At 66.2% G+C, this 22078-nt stretch carries 17 protein-coding genes and 1 pseudogene; 11 read left to right on the top strand and 7 right to left on the bottom strand.

All coding sequences use genetic code 11. The features are described 5' to 3' along the window. Positions 1-140 precede the first annotated feature (140 nt). From AAFU51_00235 to AAFU51_00270, 8 genes are all read left to right on the top strand, one after another. Positions 141-1007: a hypothetical protein gene (locus tag AAFU51_00235; protein MEO1569675.1), complete on the top strand. Its 867-nt coding sequence runs from the start codon at positions 141-143 to the stop codon at positions 1005-1007. A 161-nt stretch (positions 1008-1168) separates the two neighbouring features. Then, positions 1169-4411 (top strand): BamA/TamA family outer membrane protein, encoded by a 3243-nt coding sequence (locus tag AAFU51_00240; GenBank protein MEO1569676.1) that lies wholly within the window; start codon positions 1169-1171, stop codon positions 4409-4411. Then, positions 4401-5624, top strand: coding sequence for a PQQ-binding-like beta-propeller repeat protein (locus tag AAFU51_00245; protein MEO1569677.1), 1224 nt, complete (start codon positions 4401-4403; stop codon positions 5622-5624). The genes AAFU51_00240 and AAFU51_00245 overlap by 11 nt, the downstream gene beginning before the upstream one ends. Before the next feature lie 2 nt (positions 5625-5626). Beyond that, positions 5627-6406: a hypothetical protein gene (locus AAFU51_00250; protein MEO1569678.1), complete on the top strand. Its 780-nt coding sequence runs from the start codon at positions 5627-5629 to the stop codon at positions 6404-6406. A gap of 104 nt (positions 6407-6510) precedes the next feature. Then, positions 6511-6957: a GatB/YqeY domain-containing protein gene (locus AAFU51_00255; protein MEO1569679.1), complete on the top strand. Its 447-nt coding sequence runs from the start codon at positions 6511-6513 to the stop codon at positions 6955-6957. Between the two features lie 102 nt (positions 6958-7059). Continuing rightward, positions 7060-7677 carry a CvpA family protein gene (locus tag AAFU51_00260; protein MEO1569680.1) on the top strand — a complete coding sequence of 206 codons (618 nt, stop codon included), beginning with the start codon at positions 7060-7062 and terminating at the stop codon, positions 7675-7677. A gap of 168 nt (positions 7678-7845) precedes the next feature. Then, the gene (locus tag AAFU51_00265; GenBank protein MEO1569681.1) at positions 7846-8070 is read left to right on the top strand and encodes a hypothetical protein; all 225 of its coding nucleotides are present in this window, start codon (positions 7846-7848) and stop codon (positions 8068-8070) included. Positions 8071-8173: 103 nt separating this feature from the next. Next, entirely contained in the window at positions 8174-11242 is a 3069-nt protein-coding gene (locus AAFU51_00270; GenBank protein ID MEO1569682.1) for an SMC family ATPase, read from the top strand. Positions 11243-11348: 106 nt separating this feature from the next. Here the strand turns inward: AAFU51_00270 and AAFU51_00275 are convergent, their stop codons facing one another. The 7 genes and pseudogenes from AAFU51_00275 to AAFU51_00305 form a co-directional block, all read right to left on the bottom strand. Further along, on the bottom strand, positions 11349-11732 hold the full coding sequence (locus AAFU51_00275) for a hypothetical protein (protein ID MEO1569683.1): 384 nt from the start codon (positions 11730-11732) through the stop codon (positions 11349-11351). Between the two features lie 50 nt (positions 11733-11782). Beyond that, positions 11783-13597, bottom strand: coding sequence for a M43 family zinc metalloprotease (locus AAFU51_00280; protein MEO1569684.1), 1815 nt, complete (start codon positions 13595-13597; stop codon positions 11783-11785). A 154-nt stretch (positions 13598-13751) separates the two neighbouring features. After that, positions 13752-14557: pseudogene (locus tag AAFU51_00285) on the bottom strand (IS5 family transposase). A 116-nt stretch (positions 14558-14673) separates the two neighbouring features. Then, positions 14674-15429 (bottom strand): ROK family protein, encoded by a 756-nt coding sequence (locus tag AAFU51_00290; GenBank protein ID MEO1569685.1) that lies wholly within the window; start codon positions 15427-15429, stop codon positions 14674-14676. 71 nt (positions 15430-15500) lie between these two features. Continuing rightward, entirely contained in the window at positions 15501-16466 is a 966-nt protein-coding gene (egtD, locus tag AAFU51_00295) for an L-histidine N(alpha)-methyltransferase (GenBank protein ID MEO1569686.1), read from the bottom strand. Positions 16467-16529: 63 nt separating this feature from the next. Continuing rightward, complete coding sequence (egtB, locus tag AAFU51_00300; GenBank protein ID MEO1569687.1) at positions 16530-17885, bottom strand: ergothioneine biosynthesis protein EgtB; 1356 nt, start codon at positions 17883-17885, stop codon at positions 16530-16532. Between the two features lie 174 nt (positions 17886-18059). Further along, positions 18060-18815 (bottom strand): response regulator, encoded by a 756-nt coding sequence (locus tag AAFU51_00305; protein ID MEO1569688.1) that lies wholly within the window; start codon positions 18813-18815, stop codon positions 18060-18062. Positions 18816-19094: 279 nt separating this feature from the next. On the opposite strand from AAFU51_00305, the gene AAFU51_00310 reads away from it, so the two are divergent. The 3 genes from AAFU51_00310 to AAFU51_00320 all read left to right on the top strand — a co-directional run bounded on the left by AAFU51_00310 (position 19095) and on the right by AAFU51_00320 (position 22068). Continuing rightward, positions 19095-19907, top strand: a complete 813-nt coding sequence (locus tag AAFU51_00310) for a YggS family pyridoxal phosphate-dependent enzyme (protein ID MEO1569689.1) — start codon at positions 19095-19097, stop codon at positions 19905-19907. A 187-nt stretch (positions 19908-20094) separates the two neighbouring features. Beyond that, the gene (locus AAFU51_00315; protein ID MEO1569690.1) at positions 20095-20904 is read left to right on the top strand and encodes a DivIVA domain-containing protein; all 810 of its coding nucleotides are present in this window, start codon (positions 20095-20097) and stop codon (positions 20902-20904) included. 282 nt (positions 20905-21186) lie between these two features. Then, positions 21187-22068: a purine-nucleoside phosphorylase gene (locus tag AAFU51_00320; GenBank protein MEO1569691.1), complete on the top strand. Its 882-nt coding sequence runs from the start codon at positions 21187-21189 to the stop codon at positions 22066-22068. Positions 22069-22078 lie beyond the last annotated feature (10 nt).

Below are 22078 nucleotides of genomic sequence, written 5' to 3' on the forward strand. Positions count from 1 at the left end.
GATCGTGCCCCTGGAGTGCACCCGTGGTTCTCGGTTTGAACTCGTGCGGGCACCGCAGGTCGGGTGGCTCGTATAGAGACGGCTGACCGCTCACCCCGACATGGCGGTAGCCTGCACTTCTGGTCGTCACGACCCCACCCATGCCTCTCGTCCGTCTGTTTGACGCGCTGGACCACCGCGCATCGACCCCTCGCACCCGCCGCGCCATCGGCGCCGGGCTCGTCATCGCCTTTCTCAGCTACCTCGTCGTGATCGAGCTAGGGCGGCAGGGGCTCCTGCCCGACGGGCTCGCCGCGCGCATCCCGACGAGCCACTTCTACGCGGTCGACCTCGCCTTCAAGCTGCTCCTGCTTGTGGAAGTGGTGGAGTTGATCTTCGGGCTCGCGCACTCGGTGGCGGACGCGCTGGGCAAGCAGTTGGAGATCCTCTCGCTGATCCTACTGCGGGCAGCGTTCAAGGAGTTGACCAACTTCCCAGAGCCGATCGCCTGGGAGCCGGACCGCGCCGAGGCCGTCCTCCACATGGCCGCCGACGTCTCCGGGGCGCTCGTGATCTTCGTGGTGCTGGGCTTCTACTACCGCGCGCAGAAGCACCGGCGGATCACGTCCACGGACCGCGAGCAGGCGCAGTTTGTGGCCACGAAAAAGCGCATCGCCTTCCTGCTGCTCGTGCTCTTTGTGAGCATCGGGGCCTACGACCTCGTCCGGTGGAGCATGGGCCTGCCCGTGGCCGACTTCTTCGCGACGTTCTACACGGTGCTCATCTTCGCCGACGTGCTGATCGTGCTCGTCTCGCTGCGCTACGCGTCGTTCTACGCCGTCGTCTTCCGCAACTCGGCGTTTGCCATGACGACGGTGCTGATCCGCCTGGCGCTCGCGGCCCCGCCCTACATCAGCGCTCTCATCGGTGTCGGGGCGGCCGTGCTGGCGCTTGGGCTCACGCTCGCCTACAACCGGTTCGCGCTCGAAATTAGTGACGAGATTGTCCTGGAAAGCGAGGCCGTCTGAGCTAGCAAGGAGTCGGCGACGGGTCTGGTGAAGCGATTCGGGCGCTCCGGGTGGCTATTCGGGGCACGAAGCGGGTAGGTGAGGCGAAAGGCCCTTGACGCTGGGCCTAGGTCCATGTAACGTGCGGGGCTGTCGTCCCCCAACCCGTCCGACGTGCCACCGTGCCTGCCTTCCGGTCCGTCCTCGCCCTCGTGCCCCGCCTGCTCACGCTCGCGCTCGTCGTCGGGCTCTGCGCGCCGCCCGTCGCGGCGCAGTACGGCTTCTCGTTCGGACGCAACAAGGTGCAGTACGAGGACTTCGACTGGCACGTCCTGGAGACGGAGCACTTCGACGTGTACTACTACCCCGAGATGGAGGAACTCGCCGAGTACGGGGCCGCCTTCGCCGAGGAGGTCTACGACGAGCTGGAGCACCGCTTCAACTTCTCGCTCGTCCGCCGCGTGCCCGTCGTCTTCTACGCGACCAACCTCCACTTCAAGCAGACCAACATCACGCCGGGCTTCATCCCGGACAACGTCGGCGGCTTCTTCGAATTCCTCAAGGGCCGCGTGGTCGTGCCCTCAAACGGCGACCTGCACCGCTTCCGCCGCGTGATCCGCCACGAACTGGTGCACGTGTTCACCTTCTCGAAGGTGCGCCGGGCCTACGCCGACTACCGGCGGCCCGCCGAGACCTTTATCCCGTTGTGGTTCACCGAAGGCATCGCCGAGTATTGGAGTGGCAGCGCCGACCACAACCACGAGATGATCATGCGCGACGCCGTCGCGTCCAACTTCCTCGTGCCGCTCGACAACATCATTCGCATCCGGGGGAGCTACGTGATGTACAAGCAGGGCGAGGCGGTCTGCCGTTGGATCGGCGAGACCTACGGCGACGAGAAGCTGCTGTTGATGATGGAAAACGCCTGGCGCGACCCCGACTTCACGAAGGTCATCGAACACGTCTTGCAGGAAGACTTCGAGACCCTCTCCGAGCGCTGGGACGAGTGGGTGCGCGCACAGTACGTCCCCGACGTCGAGGGCGCGGACGTGACGTCGCTCGTGGCGCAGCCCGTGCAGGCGCGCGGCTACAGCATGAAGCCCGCACTCTGGACCGACGCCGAGGGCCAGCGGCACGTCGTCTACGCGGCCAACAAGAACGGCTACACGAACCTCTACCGCGTGGCCGTGGACTCAGCGATGGCACCCGTCGAAGACCCACGCGTGGTGGTCGAGGGTGAGCGCAGCGCCGTTTATGAGGCGTTCCACATGTTTGACAGCCGCCACGACGTGAACGACGAGGGCCATGTCGTCTTCGTCACGAAGTCGGGCGGGACCGACGTCGTGCACGTGTTCGACATGGTCGAGGAGCGCCGTCTCCACACCTTCGCCTTCGACGATCTCGTGGCGATCTACTCGCCGCACTGGAGCCCGGACGGCCGGCGGCTCGCGTTCACCGGCATCGCCCGGTCGGGCTTCTCCGACCTCTACGTCTACGACCTCGCCGACGGCCGCCTCGCCCGCCTCACCGACGACGCCTACGACGACCGCGACCCGGCGTGGAGCCCCGACGGCACGCGCCTCGTCTTCTCCAGCGACCGCACGGCGTTCGGGCACGAGGGTGCCTACAACCTCTTCACCTACACCTTCGAAGAGGGGGCGATGGACGCGGGCGCGCTCGCCTACCTCACCTACGGCCCGCACCTCGACCTGAGCCCCCGCTGGACGCCCGACGGCACGCGCGTCGTCTACACGAGCACGGTCCGCGACGAGGCCACCGGCCGCTTCACCGCCCAAGACCTCTGGACGGTCGAAGCCGAGAGCGCTACCCCGCTCCTGGCCCGCACGAGCACGGCCGCGCCCACCCGGCAGGCGACGCGGCTGACCCGCTTCACCAGCGCCTCGTTCGACCCCGTCTGGACCGACACGGACCGCATCGTCTTCGCCAGCTTCGAGAACTTCCGCTTCACGATCCGCACGATGGACGCGCGCGGGTTGGTAGATGACCCCGTCTCGATTGTGGCGGTGCGTCCCGCCCTCGACCGGTTTGGGCCGACGGCGCCGCTGCTGGCGCAGCGTGAGACGGCGCCGGCGTCGCCGCGCTCGGTGGTCATGCCGATCCCAGACGACGATGCAGCCAACGTGCCCGGAGGCGGCGATGCGTTTGCCGAGGACGGGCCCCTCGCTGAGACACCGCCCAGCGAGGCGATCTCCGCAAGTGTGGCGCTGCGCGCGCGCGTGGGCCTTTCGTGGGAGCCGCCGGAGGCGTGGGCAGCCCGCCCCGTGGCCACCTCACCCGATGACAGAACGCCACCCGAGGAAGGGTGGGCGTTCGACCCGATCCCGATCACGGAGGTGGAGCGGCAGCGCCCTTACAAGCGCGCGTACAACCTCGACATCGCCCAGGGCGGGGTTAGCACGAACCCGGTCTGGGGCACCTCCGGCGGCGCGGTGCTCGCCTTCTCCGACATGCTCGGCAACGACCGCTGGTACGTGTCCGCCTTCCAGGTCAACACGCCCGGTCGTTCGTTCTGGGAGGGCCTCAACGTGTCCGTCTCGCGGCTGCACCTTGGACGTCGCGCCAACTTCGGCTACGGCGCGTTCCGCCTCGGCGGGCGGCGCTTCGACCGCGGCGATCCGGACGCGGCCGCAACCTACCCGGTCTTCTTCGAGGAGGTGTGGGGCGGTTTCGGCGCGGTCAGCTACCCGCTCTCGAAGTTCCGCCGCGTCGAACTCGGCACGTCGGCGGCGTGGAGCCAGAAGGACCAGATCACGGCGACCGAGACGTTGGAGTCGGTGCTCGTAAGCAACAGCGTGGCGCTCGTGCACGACACGGCGCTCTACGGCTTCAACGGCCCCGTCGACGGGTGGCGCGGCAACCTCACCGTCGGCTACACGACCGACGTGCTCAACGCCAACGTCAACTACGTCACGCTCTCGGCCGACCTGCGGCACTACCTCCGCATCGTGCCCGGGCTCACCTTCGCCTCGTGGGGCCTCGCGCAGTCGAACATAGGGCGGCGCTCGCGGCTCTTCCTGCTCGGCGGAAGCTGGAACCTGCGCGGCTTCGGTTTCCTCGACGTGCGTGCGCGCAACATCCTGTTCACGTCGCAGGAACTCCGCTTCCCGCTCGTGGAGGCGCCCGGCGCGATCCTGCCGATCCTCGCCCCGTTCGGCCTCGCCAACATCCGAGGCGCGGCCTTCTTCGACGCGGCCCATGCCTGGAACGACGACTTCTACAGCGACTCTATCGCCGAGGCGCAGCTCAACGCAGGGCGGACGCTCGGCGCGACCGGGCTTGGCCTCCGATTCAACCTCTTCGGCGCGTTCGTGCTGCGCTACGACCGGGGCTTCCGCTTCCGCGACGGCATCCAGTGGGACGAACGCGAGGCGTTCAGCCAGTTCTTCTTCGGCTATGATTTCTAGAACGTCCATAGTCGGAGGGCGAAGCTCGGCGGTCTGGCTGCTGCTGGTCGCCCTGTTCTGGGTAGGCTGCGAGGTGTTGCAGGTGGGCCGCCCGCTCGCGTTGGACGAGGGGGCGTGGACGACGGAGGGCGGCTCGGCGGCGCGCACCTTCGAGGCTGAGGGTGAACTCGCACTACCACTAGAGGAGAAATGGGTCTACAACGCCGAGGGCGCGTTCGGGCCGGCCGCGGCGCTCGTCGCGGAGGGGCAGCTGTTCGTCGCCACGCGCCAGGGCGAGGTCCGCTCGCTCGACCTCGCCGAGGAGCGCACCTTTACCGGACAGACCGACCTCGGCGATGCCATCGACGGCGCGCCCGTGCTGACCGACCGGCTGCTGATTGCGCCAATCTCGGCCGGCGGCGACGGGGTCGTGGCGTACGACATCGTGCGGGGACGCATCGCGTGGAAGCTCGACGCCGAGCCGCATGCAGCCGGGCTGCTCCGTGTCGGCGACACGCTCGTCGCAGCGAGCTTACTAGGTACGATCCGCGCGCTGGACGTCCGCACGGGCGCCGTGCAGTGGGAGCTGGCCTCCGATTCGGTGCAGGCCGTGCACGCGTCCCCTGTCTTGCTCGATGCCGCGACGGTGGCGGTTGTCGACGACCAGGGGCGCATCTCGGCACACAGCCTCACGGACGGGAGCCCGCGCTGGACAGCCGACCTCGAGGTCCCCGTTTATGCCACGCCCGCTGTTGCAGACGGGCTTCTCCTCGTGCCGACGACGCGCGGGCAGTTTGTCGCCCTCGACGCCGCCACCGGGCAGCGGCGCTGGACGTATGCCGCCGCGACTCCGACGACGCGCCTGACGAGTCCCGCCACCGACCGCCGCACGCTCTTCGTCGGCACGTCCGACGGCACCATCGCCGCGCTCGACGTGCAGACGGGCGACGTGCGCTGGACCCACACCGAGGACGGCGTGATCGCCGCCGCGCCGCACCTCGCAGGGGACGTCCTGTTTGTTGGCTCGCTACGCAAGCGCGTCTTCGCGCTCGACGCTGCCACGGGGACGGTGCGCTGGCAGACCGAGATTGGCGGACGCGTCAAGACGGCCCCGCTCGTCGCTGGCGGCTACCTCGTTGTGATGGCCGAGCCTCGCCAAGTCTATCTCTTTGGACCGCCGGTGTCGGACGCCATCGTCGATGCTTCCGCTGTCGATTCCCTTGCCGCTCGGTAATGATGTTCCGCCTGATCCTCCTCGTCAGCTTCCTGACTGCGGCCCCGACGTGGGCGCAGGACGTGGGGTATGTCCGCGTTGAGACCAACGCGCCCGAGGCTACGTTCTTCGTCAACGGGCGGCATGTGATGCTTACGGACGACGGCGTGCTGGAAGTCGCGCCTGGGACCATCATGGTATTGGCGCTCGTGGGAGAGCCGGATACCTGGGACGCGCGTCGCGCGTCGGCTACCGTACACGTTTCGGCAGGGGCGACCGCGGTGGCGAAGCTCGATCTTCCGGTCCGGTATCGCATCACCTCGGTGCCATATGGGGCGACGGTCGTGCATGAAGCTCCCGATGGCACCCAGACCCAACTCGGCGCTACGCCGCTCTCGATTGATCGGCCTGTGCAGCTAGGCGGGACGCTACGCCTGAATAAGGACGGCTATGCTTCGCAACAACTCACACCCGGCTCCGGGTTCACAAACGAGCAGAGCGTGTTGCTTCGGCCGCTGCGCTCGGAGGACGGCGCTGAGGTGATTGGACTGATGGAGGCGCGTCCCAGTCGCTGGATCGATGTGGCGGCGGGCGCGCTCGCGCTCGCGGGCGGAGCTACGGCGGTCTACTTCAAGCTCCGCGCCGACGACGTCGACGACCGCTACAGGAACCTGGGCAGCCCGGAGCGGGGAGACCCAGCGCTCCGCGACGAAGCGCAGCGGCTCGACACCTACTCGGCCGTGGGGCTTGGTGCGATGCAGGTCGGGCTGGGCGTCATTGCCGTGCGGCTCGTCTTGCGGTAGCGCCGCTCGAAACTCGGTCGGGTTTGGCACAGACGCCGCTGTCTGGCAGGGGGCAGGACCGTAGTTTGTGCTGCTCCTTTCTCTTGGCTCTCGCCCACACTGTCATGCCCCTCGCCGACCAGATCAACGCCGACCTCAAGACCGCCATGAAGGCGCGGGATGCCCAACGGGTCGGCACGCTCCGTCTGCTCCGTGCCGCCTTCCTCGACTTTGAGAAGAGCGGGCAGGGTGCCCTGACGGACGAAAAAGCGCTCGCCATCCTCCAGAAGCAGGCAAAGCAGCGCCGTGAGTCGATCACCCAATTCGAGGACGCTGGCCGAGAGGACCTCGCAGCCAAGGAGCGCGCAGAGCTGGAACTGATTAACGACTACCTCCCGAAACAACTGGGCGACGAGGAGCTACGGGCACGCGTAGCCGCGATCGTAGAGCAGACAGGAGCGTCCTCAATGGCAGACATGGGCAAAGTGATGGGCCGGGCCATGGGCGCGCTTCGCGGCCTCGCCGACGGCAACCGCGTCCGCCAGGCCGTGGAGGCGCTCCTAAAGGGTTGAGGCCTGCTGATCGTGCCTCCGTAAATCGCAGGTATTGGAGTAAGTAGCTCGTCTGGCATAGCCCTGGCATTATTCTACGCCCAGCCATCTGCCTCCCTACCTATGGACTTCCTCGCTGACCTCTCCTACCTCGATGCCTTCATCTCGGTCGTAGCGGTGCTCGGCCTCATGCGGGGCTGGCACAAAGGCCTCGTCGATCAGGTGCTGGGGCTCGTCGGGATTGTGGCGGCCATCATCCTCAGCGCTATGTTCGCGGGACCCATCGGGAGCATGGTGGTGAATAGCATGGGGCTGTCGCCGAGGATCGCTGGCACGGTGGGATTTGCGGTAGTGTTCGCGGGGGTCATGCTGGGCGTGTTCCTCCTCGTCCGCGCGATCAAGAATACCCTGTCGGCGCTGGCGCTTGGCAGTCTCGACAAGGTGGGCGGCGGCGCTTTCGGCGGATTTAAGGCGTTGCTCGTGCTCAGCCTCATGCTCGGGTTCGTCAACATGCTGCCGCTGATGGCAGGGGCTACCTCACCCGTCATCGGCGACGAGACGCGTGAGACCTCGATGTTCTACGAGCCCGTACGCGGCCTAGCCCCGGCCACCTGGGGCGCCGTGCAGCCAATCCTGCCCGGCTTGAGCGAGCGGCTCTTTCAAGCCGTCGACGACCTCGAAGCAGGCCGGTTCGAGGACGATCCGCCGCCAAGCACGACCATTCAAGGGTTCGGCGACTGACCCGTGTCAGTGGGGCCAGACTTGGCACATTCCGGGCGTGACGATTCGTGTGACCCAAGAGCTCTCCGCGGCCTAGTTGTTGCAGCTATCCGACCTTGAACCGATTCCGGCGTGCACGCGGAACGATCGTAGCGCTGGGTTACGAGACGAGTCCCTGCCGCCCCTCGCTTGGTCGACCGATCTACGATGACGCCGCTCAACCGCCTTGCCCTCCTCGTCGCGCAGCTCTCGCCTGAAGAGATGATGCGCTTCCGCCGCTGGCTCGATCAGTATGAGGTGAATCGGTGGGAGGCGGCCGTAGACCTGGACGTGGACACGCCACGCCTCGACGAAATTGCGCGTTCGATGCAGGTGTCGGTAAAGCGGGCGGGCCCCGTAGCACGGTCGTCGTAGGTGGGGTCGATCCTGCAGCGGCACGGATCGCAGAGGTAGAGGCGGACGTACCTTGGAGCCGTCCGTACCACCGTCCCCGGCTCTTCCGCTGTCGCGTCCGCGCATGGTCCCCGTCGCGCTCAAGCTCCACAACTTCCTCTCCTACGGCACGGCCAACGAGGCGCTCGACTTCGAGCAGTTTCACGTCGCGTGCCTCTCTGGTGGCAACGGCCAGGGCAAGTCGGCCCTCCTCGACGCGATCACCTGGGCGATCTGGGGCGAGGCGCGCAAGTCTGGCGACAGCCGCAAGCCGGACGACGACCTCCTGCGCATCGGCCAGTCACGGATGGAGGTGGACCTGACCTTCGACCTCGACGACGCGCGCTACCGTGTCGTGCGTGCCTACCAGAAGTCGGCGTCGGGCAAGACCTCCAAGCCGACCCTGGAGTTTCAAGTCCTCGATCCCGGTACCGGGGAGTGGCGCCCGCTCACGACCCCGTCGATCCGGGAGACGCAGACCGTCATCGACGAGAAGATTGGGCTTGACTACAACACGTTCATCAATTCGGCCTTCCTCCTGCAGGGCCGCTCGGACGAGTTCACGAAGAAGCGGCCCGCCGACCGCAAGCAGATCCTGGCGCAGATCCTGGCGCTCGGCCGCTACGACAAGCTGGCCGACAAGGCCCGCGACCGCATCCGGCAGTACAAATCCGAGGGCGAGCGCCTCGAAGCCGAGATCGACCGGCTGACGCTCGCCCTCGAAGAGGAAGGGCGCTGGCAAGAAGACCTCGATGCCGCCGAGGCACATCGCGCGGCTCTCGACGCTCAGAAAGTAGAGCTACGTACGGAGCAACGCGCCCTCGTAGACCGCCTCAGCGCGCTTGAGGCCACAGCGCGTGAAGCGCAGCACCAGCAGGACACACTGCACCGCCTCGCTGAGCGGAACGCCGCGCTTGCCTCGGAGCACGACGCGCTTGCCGCCAAAGTCGCCGACACGGAGCGCCTCCTCGGTCGGCGCGAGGAGATCGTGGCCGCCCAACGGCGCTACGAGGCGCTGCGCACGGAGCGCGACACGCTCGACGAGAAGGCCGACCTCCGGCGTGGCGTGGAGGCGCAACTGCAGCAGCTCACGCTCCAGATCGAGCACCAACAGCGCGACCTCGACTTCCGGCTCAAACAGCACGAGGCCGACCTCCGCCGCGATACGCAGAAGCTAGAGGAGGCGGAGGGCCGTCTGGCCACGCGTACCGGAGTGGAGGAGGAACTGGCCAGGGCCAACGAGGCTCAGGCGACGGTGGCACGGCTTCGTAACATCGCCGAGCGGCGCCGGTCGGACGAGGCGGAGGTGCACGCCTGTCAGACCACAATCACGGCTGAACGGGCCCGTCTCGAAGGTGAGGCTACGCAGCTAGATCGTGCGCTCCACAGGGACGACCCGCTTCCCGAGCGGTCCGTCCTCGAGTCTGACCTCGCTGCCTGCGCCGAGGAACTCACGGCGTTCCGTGATGCCCGTGACCGACTTACGCAGGTCAAAGAGGCTGGCATGAACGTACGTGCTGAGATCGACAGCGCGACGACACTGCGACAAGACCTTACTGCCGAGGTCAAGGCGCTCCAGGAAAAACGACAGCGCATCGATGCCCTGGATATGGAGCAGTGTCCCACGTGCGGCTCGGTGCTCACTGCCGACCACCGCGCAACCGTCCGGGCGACCTACGATGCGGAGATTGCTGGGGTCGAGGCGCGGGCAGACGATCTGGACCAGCGGCTCCGTGCGATGCAGGAGCGGCGCGGGCATATTGGTCAGGACTATCGCACGCTCGACGCGCAAGTGCAGCAGTTCAACGGGGTCGAAGCGCGGCATGCAACGCTGACGGAGCGCCTGGCCCGCCACGCGCAGCAGGAGGCCGAGCGTCAGCGACTGACGAGTCGGCTAGCGCAGGTACGTGATTCACTGGAGCGTGACACCTTTACACCGGAGGCTCGGAAGCGGCTTGCAGACGCCCAGGCGCGTCTTGATGCGCAGCCGTTTGACCAGGCGGCGTTCGAAGTGGCACAGACGGTGGCTGCTTCGCTGGGGCGTTGGGAGCAGGAGCGTCGGACGTTGGACGAGGTTGCTGGGCAGGCAGAGGGCCTGCGTGCGGCCGTGGACCGCCATCGCCGTACGCTTGACGCGCTCCGCACCGACCTCCACGACGGCGGGAGCCTGGCTGTGCCGCGTCAGAAGCAGACGCATCTCAGAGAGCAACTCGAGCGGATCGGCTATGACGCTGGGCGGCATGGTGCGGTACGCCAAGAGCTCCAGGCGCTAGCCGGTATTCCCGAGCAAGTGGCGGGGCTGATGGGGGCCGAAGGGCGCCTCGCTGAGTGGCGCGCGCGCCAGACAACCCTGGCTGAGGAGCAGGCAACCCTCACAGAGCAGCGCGAGGCAGCGCGGGTCCAGCTCGACGCCGCCACCCAAGCCCTTACGGAGCGTGCCACGCTCGAACAGCAGCGCGAAGCCCTCACAGCCCGTGTTGCAACGGTGGACGCCGACCTCGGTGAGACGACTGGGCGCTGCGGTGCACTGCGCGCTCGACTCGAACGGTGTGCCTCGGACCGGGCTGCCCTCAAGGAGACCCGCGCCAAGCACCGCGAGGTGAAACGCCAGCGCACGATCTACACCAAGCTGCGCACCGCCTTCGGCAAGAATGGCATCCCGTCGCTCATCATCGAAGAGACCCTGCCCGAGGTCGAGGCGCGCGCCAACGAACTGCTCGACCGGCTCACAGCCGGGCGGGGGGGCGGGCGCACCCAGGTATTGCTGGAGACGCTCAAGGACAAAAAGGCAGGCGGGACGAAGGAAACGCTCGACATCAACATCACGGACGAGCACGGCGTGGCGCGGGCCTACGAGACCTACTCCGGAGGCGAAGCCTTCCGTGTCAACTTCGCGCTGCGTCTTGCCCTTGCCCAGTTGCTCGCAGAGCGCAGCGGGGTCCGCATCCGCACGCTCGTCGTCGACGAAGGCTTCGGCACTCAGGACAAGCAGGGGCTCCACAGCCTCGTTGAAGCCATCAACGCCGTCCGCGACGACTTCGACAAAATCCTCGTGATCACCCATCTCGACGAATTGAAAGAGGCGTTCCCTGTGCGGATCGAAGTCGAGAAGCACCCTGTTGAGGGGTCGCGCTTCACCGTGCTGGGCGTCTAGCCTAGCCGCTGGCTAGAATTAGCGTGCCACGCGAATAAAAAGAGACCGCCGAAGCGGTCGCGTAGTCAGCTTCGGCGGCATAATTCGGGACGGCTGGGCCTGAAGCTCACTCAAGCACGTCCACGAGAAGGTTGCCGCGTAGGACCGGCTCGCCCTCGCGGGAGTAGGCCACGTACTCGACGAGCACTTCTCCGGCTCGCCAGGCTGGGAAGTCAACGATGCGCTCGCGTGTGGTGAAGACGCGGAAGGCGCCCTCGCCTCGTTGCGTCCATTTGTAGAAGAACACGGACGAGTCTGGGGCCGCTTTGAACGTGCCTTCTTCCCCGACCGCGACATAGCCTGGACCTTTGAGGTACCCTCGCCTCACATCTGCGAGGGATTCGTCGGCAGCCTCCTCCGTTTCATTGACGAGTTCGTCCTCCGGAGTCAGCAGCGACTCCCGGCAGCCCACGAGCGCGAGCAGCAGGAACAGGCAGAGGGCAGCGCGCATGGGTCGGGATCGTCGAGTTGAAGAAACGCTCTAAAGCTAGGGATCACTGATCAGTTCAGCAAGACCAGGGATCCCGTAGCCTGTTCGGTCCCAGAGACGAGCCGGTAGAAGTAGACACCGCTCGACAGGCCGGTGGCGTCGAAAGGAATCGCATGCCCGCCAGGTGCAAGCTGCTCGTCGACGAGCCGGGCAACCTCACCACCCGAGGCGTCATAGACCACAAGCGTGGTCGGGGCAGTTTCCGCGAGCGTGAAGCGGATGGTGGTGGTGGGCCTGAAGGGGTTGGGATAGTTGCCGTCCAACTCGAACGCGAAGGGGGTCGTCCGGTCCTCCGTATCCACCACAGCGCGGACGCGCATGACCACGGGAAGCTCCAGCGAGGCGTTCTCCGGGTCATTGGTGGTGATGGTGAGGGTCTCGTCATAGTCGTCAGGAGCACGTGTCCCGGCGTCCAGGGTGATTTCGATCTCGCCGGTCTGACCGGTCAGGATGGCACCCGATGCTGGAGTGATATCGACGACGAACGAGGTCGGGTCAGGCGGCACAAACTCGAACGAGAGCGGTTGAGGGCCTACGTTCCCGATGCGGGCCGTCCCCGTGCGCGACGTGCCCTGATCAACGGGGAGGCGGAACGTCTCCGGGCTCAGCGTGGCTACCGGGGCGTTGACGCTGTTTCCTTCGAGCGCGATCTCTAGCGTACCATTCTCCGGGTCATCGGTCGTGACGGTGATGGTTGCCGTGAACGTGCCGCCGTCGGTAGGCTTGAACGTGACGGTGAGCGGGAGCCGTTCTCCCGGGCCGAGCGTCGTCGGGTTGTCAGGGAACGATACCTCGAAGGCGTCCGCGTCGCCGTTGAGCGTCGCGCTTGTGACGGCAAACGAGGCGCCGGCCTCGGCCTCGTAGTTGGCGACGAAGAGGTCTTGCGTGAGCGTCTCGCCCGCGAAGATCTCGCCGAAGTCATACGCCTCGCGGCCGAGCCCGAGTCCTGCGGTTTGCCCGAGCAGGAGCGTCGGCTTGAACGCGGCCACCTGCGCTTGCATGCGAGCGATCTGGCCCGGCGTGAACTCGTTTAGGCACGCATCGACGCTGTAGTCCATGAAGTTGGTCACCGGGTCAAAGCCAGGGACGCTCGGGCAGGTGTCTCGCATGGGGTCGCAGCCATCGAAGTTGGGCTCCGCCTCGGCCGGAGTGTCGGCAACGTCGTCGCCACCGTTGCAGCCCCCTTGGAAGGTGTGGAACAGGCCGAAGAAGTGGCCGATCTCGTGCGTGGCGGTGTCGCCGCCGTCATAAGGGGCGAGGCCACCTTCAGGCTCGGAGCCGGTAGCCATGAAACAGCCATGCTGTGTGCTGGACTCGGGGAACGAGGTCGGGAAGTAGCACCATCCCAGGGCGTCGATCTCGGAGAAGTAGAGATTGAGCACACGGGCGGGGTCGATAGCGAGGGTGCGCTTGGCCGTCTGCTCAAGCGCATTGCCGAGGTCGATGCCGTTGTACCATGCCGCGTTGACGGTGCGGTCCACGCTGACTGTGACAAAGCGTATGCCGGTGCCTTCGAACTGCCGGTTCAGGCTATCCGTCTGCGCATCGAGCCGGGTGTCGGGGATGTCGGCCTGCCTGCTGTCGGGGCGGATGACGTGGTAGGCAACGGGCACCACGAGCTCTTGACCAGCGAGGCGCTCCAGAGCGGCCTCCACATCAACGCCCTTCATCATGCGGCGGTCCTGCAGCGTGGGCTGAGGCGTCGCACACCGTTCGTGGTCATGCGCAACGCCGCCCGGAAACGTGAGGACGGTCTGAGCGAGGGTCGAGGGAGCGAGAGCGACGAAGCTCAGGGCGACCGTGAGGCCGAAAAGGGGGCGAAGCATTGATCGGGGAAAAGACACGGACTTCGGAGTGGAATGGCGCAACATACGCGGTAGCGCAGGCTCTCGAAAGGCAAATCCTGCAAACGGCTGTGCAAACGACTGTGCCTGCGGCCTTCAGAAATAGGGAGCCCATCAGGCCTAGGCCGCGTTGACATTAGGCGAGCAGGAGTAGCGTCGATACCACGTGCACAAACGCGAGGTAGTTGCGGCCCGTCTGCTCGTAGCGCGTCCCCACCCGACGATACCGCTTCAACCGACCGATCAGCCGTTCTACTTGATTGCGCTCCCGGTAGAGCTCGCGGTCGAAGGCCGGCTTCCGTGAACGCGCCGCACTCGGCTTGATCACCGCCTCGATGCCCTGCGCCGCCAACGCCATCCGGATAGCATCAGAGTCGTAGGCGGCATCGGCGAGCACCGCTTCGGCAGCCAGTCCTTCGATGAGCGGCAACACCGCTTGACTGTCGGCGCTTTGCCCCGGTGCGAGCGCGAAGCGGACCGGGTTGCCGAGCGCGTCGCAGGCCACATGCAGCTTGGTCGAGAGGCCCCCGCGGCTGCGCCCTAGGGCCTCCCGTTGGGCCGCTAGCTCGCTGCTAGCCCCCTTTTGCGCCCTCGTGAGGCATCTTGGTGAGCCCGGAGGATGGTCGAGTCAACCATGAGCCACTCGAGGTCCGGGTCCTGAACGGCTTCGAAGAGGCGCTGCCAGACGCCCTTCTTGCTCCAGCGGTTGAAGCGAACGAAGACGCTGTTCCACTTGCCGAAGCGCTCGGGGAGGTCACGCCAGCGCCCGCCGTTGTTGGCGACGAAGAGGACGGCTTCGAGGAAGAGGCGGTTGTCGCGGGCGGTGCGTCCTCGGTCGCCGGGCTTCCCGGGCAGCAGGGGAGCGATGCGTGCGAACTGTTGGTCGGTGAGGGTATGAGCGGGCACGGGCAGCAGAGGTTGGTTGCTGCGGGTATCGACCATCGGCCGTCCGACTCAAATGTCAACGCTACCTAGTCATCGACGACCATGGGCCGTAGTCACGGTACCCTCAACGGGGCCGGCACAACCAGGTAACAGGTCGAGCTATTCGACGCGCCTCAATCGGCGGCAGCCGCGGCACCCACGATGCCGGCGTTGTTTTGCAATTCGGCGGGCAACAGCTTGGCACGGGTGGAGAGGTGGTGGCCGAACTGGCTCCACCGTTTCAGTTTGCTCACGCCCCCGCCAATGAGGATCGTGTCCGGATTGAGCAGCTCTTCGACGTAGTCCAAGTACGCCTGGACACGGTCCGCCCACGCTTCCCAACTTAGGGCGTCGTCCTCACGCTGCCGGGCTGCAGCGTAGTGCTCGGCGATCCCGCTGTGCCTTCCTGAAAGAAAGTGAAGGTGCCCTAGTTCGGTGTTCGGGACGAGGTCCCCGTCGTGAAAGAGGGCGCTCCCGATGCCCGTGCCAAAGGTGAGCAGGAGCAGCGAACCGCGCCGATGGCGTCGTCCTGCCCCGTAGCGCACCTCTGCGAGGCCAGCCGCATCGGCATCGTTGAGGACGACGGGCGGCTCGGGTAGCACCTTGCGCAGCAGCTTCTTCGCGTTCGTGCCCACCCACCCTTTGTCGATGTTGGCGGCCGTGTAGACCGTGCCGTGGCGCACTACGCCGGGCAGCGCACAGCCGACGGGTCCCTTCCAGTCGAAGTGCTTGGCGATAGCCCCGACGACTTCGGCGACAGCCTCTGGCGTGGCGGGTTGAGGCGTCGGGATGCGGTGTCGGTCGGCGATCAGCTCGCCACGCTTGAGATGGACGGGGGCACCTTTGATGCCGGTGCCCCCGATGTCGATCCCGAGCACTTTCGAGGCCATCGAGGGGGTGGGGTGGGGTGGAACGGTTGGGGGACCCCACCTTCACACAAACAGTGCCGCGCTGAAACAGCCTAGTTGCGAGGTGGAGCAGCCTCAAAATACTGGACACTGAACCAGTCCGCCGCATCGGTCCAGATGTGGCGACGCGTCCACCCCGCCCGCCCAGCGAGCTTAAAGAATTCGTCGAGGGTGTACTTGTGCGAGTTCTCGGTATGGATCGACTCTCCTGCCGCAAAGCCGAACGCAGTGTCGCCCACGTACACGGTCTGGGCGACGGGGCTCACGAGGTGCATCTCAATGCGGGCGTCGGTGTCGTTCCAGCGCGCCTCGTGCTCGAACGCGTCCAGGTCGAAGGTGCCTCCAGCCTCTTGGTTAATTCGGGCCAGCAGGTTTTTGTTGAACGCCGCCGTGACGCCTTGCGGGTCGTCGTAGGCGCGAACAAGCACGTCGCGGTCTTTCACGAGGTCCACGCCGATGAGCAGCCCGCCGCCCGGGCCAGCGATGTCCGCCATGCGGCGCAGCAGCCGCTCGGCAGCGTCGGGTGCGAAGTTGCCAATGGTCGAGCCAGGGAAATAGACGACTCTACGCTTGGTGTCAGGAGGGAGCGCCGGGAGGTCAAACGCCGTCGTGAAGTCGGCGGCGACAGGTAGGATTAACGTTTCCGGAAACTGCGCACGGAGACTGGTGGCTTGCTGCTGGAGATAGTCGCCCGAGATGTCGATGGGCACGTAGGCGGCGAGGTTCGGCAGGGCGCCGAGCAGCATGCGTGTCTTCTGACTCGACCCGCTTCCGTACTCTACGAGCGCAGCGCGCGGACCCACCGCGGCGGCCATCGCAGCGATGTGGCGCTCCATGATCGCCGTCTCCGTCCGCGTAGGGTAGTAGGCCTCCAACTCCGTGATCTCGTCGAACAGAGCCGATCCGCGCTCGTCGTAGAAGTACTTGCAGGGAAGCGTCTTTGGAGAGCTGGTCAGGCCCTCGACGACATCGGCAAGGAACGCAGCGTCGAGAGGCTTGGAGGTGATGGCGTTGGTCATGAGACCGAGGTTAGAGACGTGAGAGAGGAACGACGATCCATGAGAGAGAAGCGACGGTCCGTCCTACAGGCTGCGCGCGAGGCGGAGGCCGGTGAACTGCCACGTGGCCTCGGGCGGGAAGAAGTTGCGGTAGGTGGGGCGGATGTGCGAGCGGCTCGTGGCACAACTGCCGCCGCGGAGGACGTACTGGTTGCACATGAACTTGCCGTTGTACTCGCCCAGCGCTCCCTCGACGGGGCGATACCCGGGATACGGCCCGTAGCTGCTTGACGTCCACTGCCAGACCGAGCCGTACATCTGCCGGAGCTGTGGCACGTCGGCTGGTGCCCCGTCGCCCCCGACCGGGCCGCCGACGCGGTCTGAGATCGCGGGCGGGTGGAGGTGTCCGGCGTCCACAAACGGCCCGACGACGGGGAGCGATCGGGCGGCAGCCTCCCACTCAAACTCAGTAGGAAGGCGGGCTCCGGCCCAGCGAGCGTAGGCGTCCGCCTCGAAGTAGGAGAGATGGCAGACGGGCTCGTGGGGGTCGACCTCGCGGAAGCCGTGCATCGTGTAGTGCATCCACACGCCGTCGCGGCGCTCCCAGTAGAAGGGCTCCGTCCATCCGTGCTCCTGGGCGTGCGCGAAGCCCATCGAGAGCCATAGCTCCGCGCGGTCGTAGCCTCCATCGGCCATGAATGCGAGGAATTCGCCGTTCGTCACCAGGCGGCCGCCGAGTGCATAGGGTTCGAGGAAGACGCGGTGGCGTGGCCCCTCGTTGTCGAAATGGAACCGCTCGCCCACCGTTGCGCCCTCCGGGGCTGCGAAGCCCACGTGATAGATGCCACCCTCGAACGGGACATAGTCGATCGGTCCTGGGTCGCCTGCCTGAACATGGGGCCGGGCGTCATAGGCGGGGCGGAGTGGATTGACCGCGAAGACATGCTTCAGGTCGGTCACCATCAACTCCTGGTGCTGCTGCTCGTGGTGCAGCCCGATCTCGACCGTGTCGGCGAGGGGCCGGTGCGCGTCCTCGTCGAGCCCGTCGAGAAGCCGCTCCATGTGGGCGTCAACGTGCGCCCGGTAGCGCTTGACCTCGTCGACCGTAGGCCGCGACAGGTAGCCCCGCTGCGCGCGGCAGTGGCGCTCGCCCGCCTGCACGTAATAGCTGTTGAAGAGGAACAGGAAGCGGTCGTCGTAGAGCGCGTAGCCGTCGAGGAACGGCGTGAGGACGAAGGTCTCCCAGAACCAGGTCGTGTGCGCGAGGTGCCACTTGGTGGGGCTGATATCGGCCATCGATTGGACGACGTAGTCCTCGATAGCAAGGGGCGAGCAGAAGGCCTCGGTGTGGGCGCGTACGGCTTGGTAGCGGTCGAGGAGGCGTGCCCGGATGCCGTGAGAAGCAGCATCGACGGACGGCGGCGTGGCGGTGGAGGGCATCGACAGAGTGCGAGGGAAAGACAAGGAGGCGCTTTCGTGGGCCGGAAGCATCCGCGAGTGTGCGCAGGCGGCGCATGCGACAACGTACGCGCCAGGACGCCCCGAACGATACCAGGCTTACCTCGGAACGGGTATCCGGGTCCCCCTCATGGGCCCGGTGCTGCGGGCAGAGAGTCACGCAGCGGCGACCGTGCCTACTCCAACTGGTGTGCCCAGATCGCGCGCCGCCACCAGCGCCTCAATGTGACGCAGCAGCGTCTTCGGCGCAAACGGCTTGGTGAGGTAGTCGTCGGCACCGAGCGATCGCGCGTAGGTGATGGTGGAGGCATCGTTGTGCGCGCTCACCATCATCACCGGTAGATCCGCGGTGGTTGGCTCGCGGCGGATGCGGGCAAGCACCTCCAGCCCGCTCATGCCAGGCATTGAGATGTCCAGGAGGACGAGATCGAAGGGCGGAGCATTTGGCGTGTCGAACAGCATCGCAACGGCCTTCGTGCCTAGGTCGCAGTGTGTGGGCGTGGCCCCATGGCGACGCAGCGCGTTGCAGATCACCGAGCCGATGAGGGGGTCATCTTCCACGACCAGCACGTGCCGGGCAACCGCCTCGCACTCGGAGTTCGGCGGTGGTGTTGGCCCAGGCGCAGGCGGGCATGGTGCCGTCTCTCGGCCTTCCATGCAGGCTACGACGACCTCCAGCAAGGCATCCAGGAGATCGGGGCGGGCAACCTCGGGAGCCTCTCGCAGCGTACGGGCGGCATTGGTGATCTCAGGGTAGCCGAACTGTCCCCCTGAGCCTTTCAGCGTATGTGCCTCGCGAAGAATCGAGTCCCAAGCGGCAGGCTCACCCGCCATCGCCTGGACTCGGAGCGTTTCCAGGCTGTGGCGATGGTCAGCAAGCAAAGACCGGTAGAGGGCACGCAGTTCGTCCATCGGAGCAGGGGGAATTCAGGAGACCCCGGTGGTGCACACTACATGCCGCGCCCAGCGGTTAGGAGAGGCCGCTATATCATCTCGACTATTAGGTATCCGGTCGTGACGCCTGACCAAGGAAAACAGGGTGTCGACGCGTCCGGGCGTCTGCGGAGAGAGTCGCAACTACCACGAGAGAGGGGGTGGTCAGGTACGTTTTCAGAAACAACTCGTCGGACCCGCGCGCGGACTGCAGCGTTGGCTCTGCCACTCACCCCGCCCGAGCCGTCTCCCTCGTCCATGACCGCCGATCTCCTTGACCTCAGCGAGCGCCTGCGCGCTAGGTACGACGCGATTAGCGCGCGCATCAGCGCAGCAGCGACGCGGGTTGGCCGGGAGCCGGGTGACGTCACGCTCATCGCGGTGTCCAAAACGTTTCCGCTTCGCAGCATTCGTGCGGCGGTGGCTGCAGGGCTCCGCGACTTCGGGGAGAATCGGGTGCAAGAGCTCGACGAGAAAGCGCGCGCCCTGCCCGGTGCCTTCCTCGATGCCTGCGCAAGTCATGCGTCCGTAAGTGACGCCATCGTAAGTGACGCCATGGACGACAATGACGCAGTGACCAGCATACAGTCGGGCGAGGCGATCCGATGGCATCACATCGGGTCGCTCCAGCGCAACAAGGCTAAGACGGTCTGCGAGGTCGCCGACGTGTTCCACGCGCTCGACAGCCCGCGCCTGGCGCGCGAACTGGACAAGCGGGCCGAAGCGGTCGGCCGCGTTCTCCCGTGCTACGTCCAGGTCAACGTCTCGGGCGAGGGCACGAAGTCAGGGTTGGCCCCCGAAGAGACGCCCGGCTTCATCGACAGCCTAAACGCGTATGCGCACATCCGACCTGTTGGGCTGATGACACTCGCGTCGCCAGCCCGCGCGCCCGACGAATTGGAGACGCTGGTGCGACCGCAGTTCCGACGTCTTCGCTGCCTCGCCGAGCAGGTTGGGCGCGACCGGCTGCCCTGCCTCTCGATGGGGATGAGCGGTGACTTCGAGGTCGCTATCGAGGAGGGCGCGACGCACGTGCGCGTTGGCTCGGCACTCTTCGGGGCACGTGGGTAGCGAAGCCTTCGTCACGTTTTCCGACACCCTTCCGCAGAACGACGATGGAAAGCCGTAGCTTGCAGCGGCTTCGTGAAACCGTGCTGCCGCTCGAAAAGAACGACCGCGCGTTGCATCGGTTGGTCCTCCCAGACTTCACCCGTCCACGTTTTACCAGCCACCCTCCACCGACCCATCGAGGCATCGCATGCTCGACCCCCTTCAGATTCGAAAAAAAGAATTCACTAGCGCCTTCCGAGGTATTAGCGAAGACGAGGTCCGCAACTTTCTCCACGAGGTGTCCCGCCAGTGGGAAGAGCTCCTGAGTGACAACCGCCGCGCCGAGGCGCGCGTGCAGGAACTCGAAGGCAAACTCGCCCACTACGTCCGGATCGAGGAAGCCCTCCAAGAGGCTGTGCACTCGGCCCGAGAGAACGCCCGCCGCACGCAGGAGACGGCGGAGCAGCGCGCGAAGCTCATCACCGAAGAGGCCGAGATGCGCGCCCAGCAACTCGTGCAGGACGCCGAGCACGAGCGCTACCTCGCCAAGCAGGACCTCTCGAAGCTCAACAACCGCATCTCCGAGGTAACGGCTCGGCTGCGCGCGTTCCACACGTCGGAGTTGGAGATCCTGGCCGCGTTCACCGGCGAGGAGCCGACCGGCTACTTTCCCCGCGTGGCTCAGGGCACCCGTCGTGCCTTGCCTGCCGCCGGCGCGCCGCTCGTCGGCGACGCCCCCGTCCACCCCGAGTCCCCAACCGAGGAGGCACGCACTGCCGAGCCCCGTCCCGCCGAGCCTCGCGCCACGGAGACGCGCCCTGTCGAAGCCCGCCCAGCGGAAGCACGACCTGCAGAAACACGCCCGAGCGAGCCTGCCCCGGCCGACACCTCACGGTCGGCGATGGACTTCCGGGCCCTCTTCACACCGCCCTCCCGCCCAGCAGTGACGGACACCGTGCAGCGCGACACGGAACTCGAAAAGGCGACCATCCGACGCATCATCGAGGACATCGACTGAGAGTGCCGCAGCACGAAGGCCGAAGGGGACCAGGATCTAGCTAGCAAGCACTGATATTGTCGTCCTGAACTCGCTTCAGGATCACTGACGGCTCCGCTGTTCCGTGGCCTTGCTGAGTTGCTGAGTCGAGTTCAGCGTGCCATAGCGGGAGGCATGGCTTGATGTCAAATGCGTACCTGTTAGTGAGAGAGGTGGACGCGCAGTAGGATCGCGGACAATGAGCGAGCGCCACGAGCGTAGCTTCCTCCTCGCCTTTCGACCGCCTGACTTCGTACCTCCCCCATGCCCGTCACCGAAGGCCTCGACTTTGACATTGATGCGTACCGCGCTCGTGTCGAGGAGGCCGCCGCCGCCGTTCGCGCTCACCTCGACCTCGGCACCGACCCGCCGCGCATTGGTCTGATCCTGGGCACCGGCCTCGGCAAGCTCGCCGACGAGATCGAGATCGCGGCCGACGTGTCCTACGACGACCTCCCGCACTTCCCCGTCTCGACGGTGGAGTCGCACCACGGGCGGTTGATCGCGGGAACGCTGCGCGGTGTGCCCGTGCTGGCAATGCAGGGGCGCTTCCACCTTTATGAGGGCTACACGCCGAAGCAGGTCACCTTTCCAGTTCGTGTCATGGGATCCCTTGGCGTGGAGACGCTGCTCATCTCGAACGCAGCAGGCGGCATGAACCCGCACTTCCGGCGCGGCGACCTGATGCTGATCACGGATCACATCAACTTCCAGGGCGCCAACCCGCTCGCTGGACCAAACGTGGACGCCTGGGGGCCGCGCTTCCCTGACATGAGCGACCCTTACGACGCGTCGCTCCGCACCGTTGCAAAACAGGCGGCGCTCGACCGGGCGCTCAAGCTGCAGGAGGGCGTCTATGTGGCCGTGGAAGGCCCCAACCTGGAGACGCGCGCCGAGTACCGGATGCTACGCGCCATGGGAGCCGACGCCGTGGGCATGAGCACCGTACCAGAGGTCATCGTCGCCAAGCACATGGGGCTGCAGACGCTCGCCATCTCCGTCATCACCGACGAGTGCTTCCCCGACGCGCTCAAACCCGTCTCCATCCCCGAGATCCTAGCTGCCGCTGGCGAAGCCGAGCCTAAGCTCACCCAGATCATCGCCGATGTGGTCGAGAGGGTGGCAGAGAGTAGCAGTGCTGCATAACGTGCTAGAA

The sequence above is a fragment of the Bacteroidota bacterium genome (genome assembly GCA_039821555.1).
Classification (GTDB): Bacteria; Bacteroidota; Rhodothermia; order Rhodothermales; family Rubricoccaceae; genus JBCBEX01.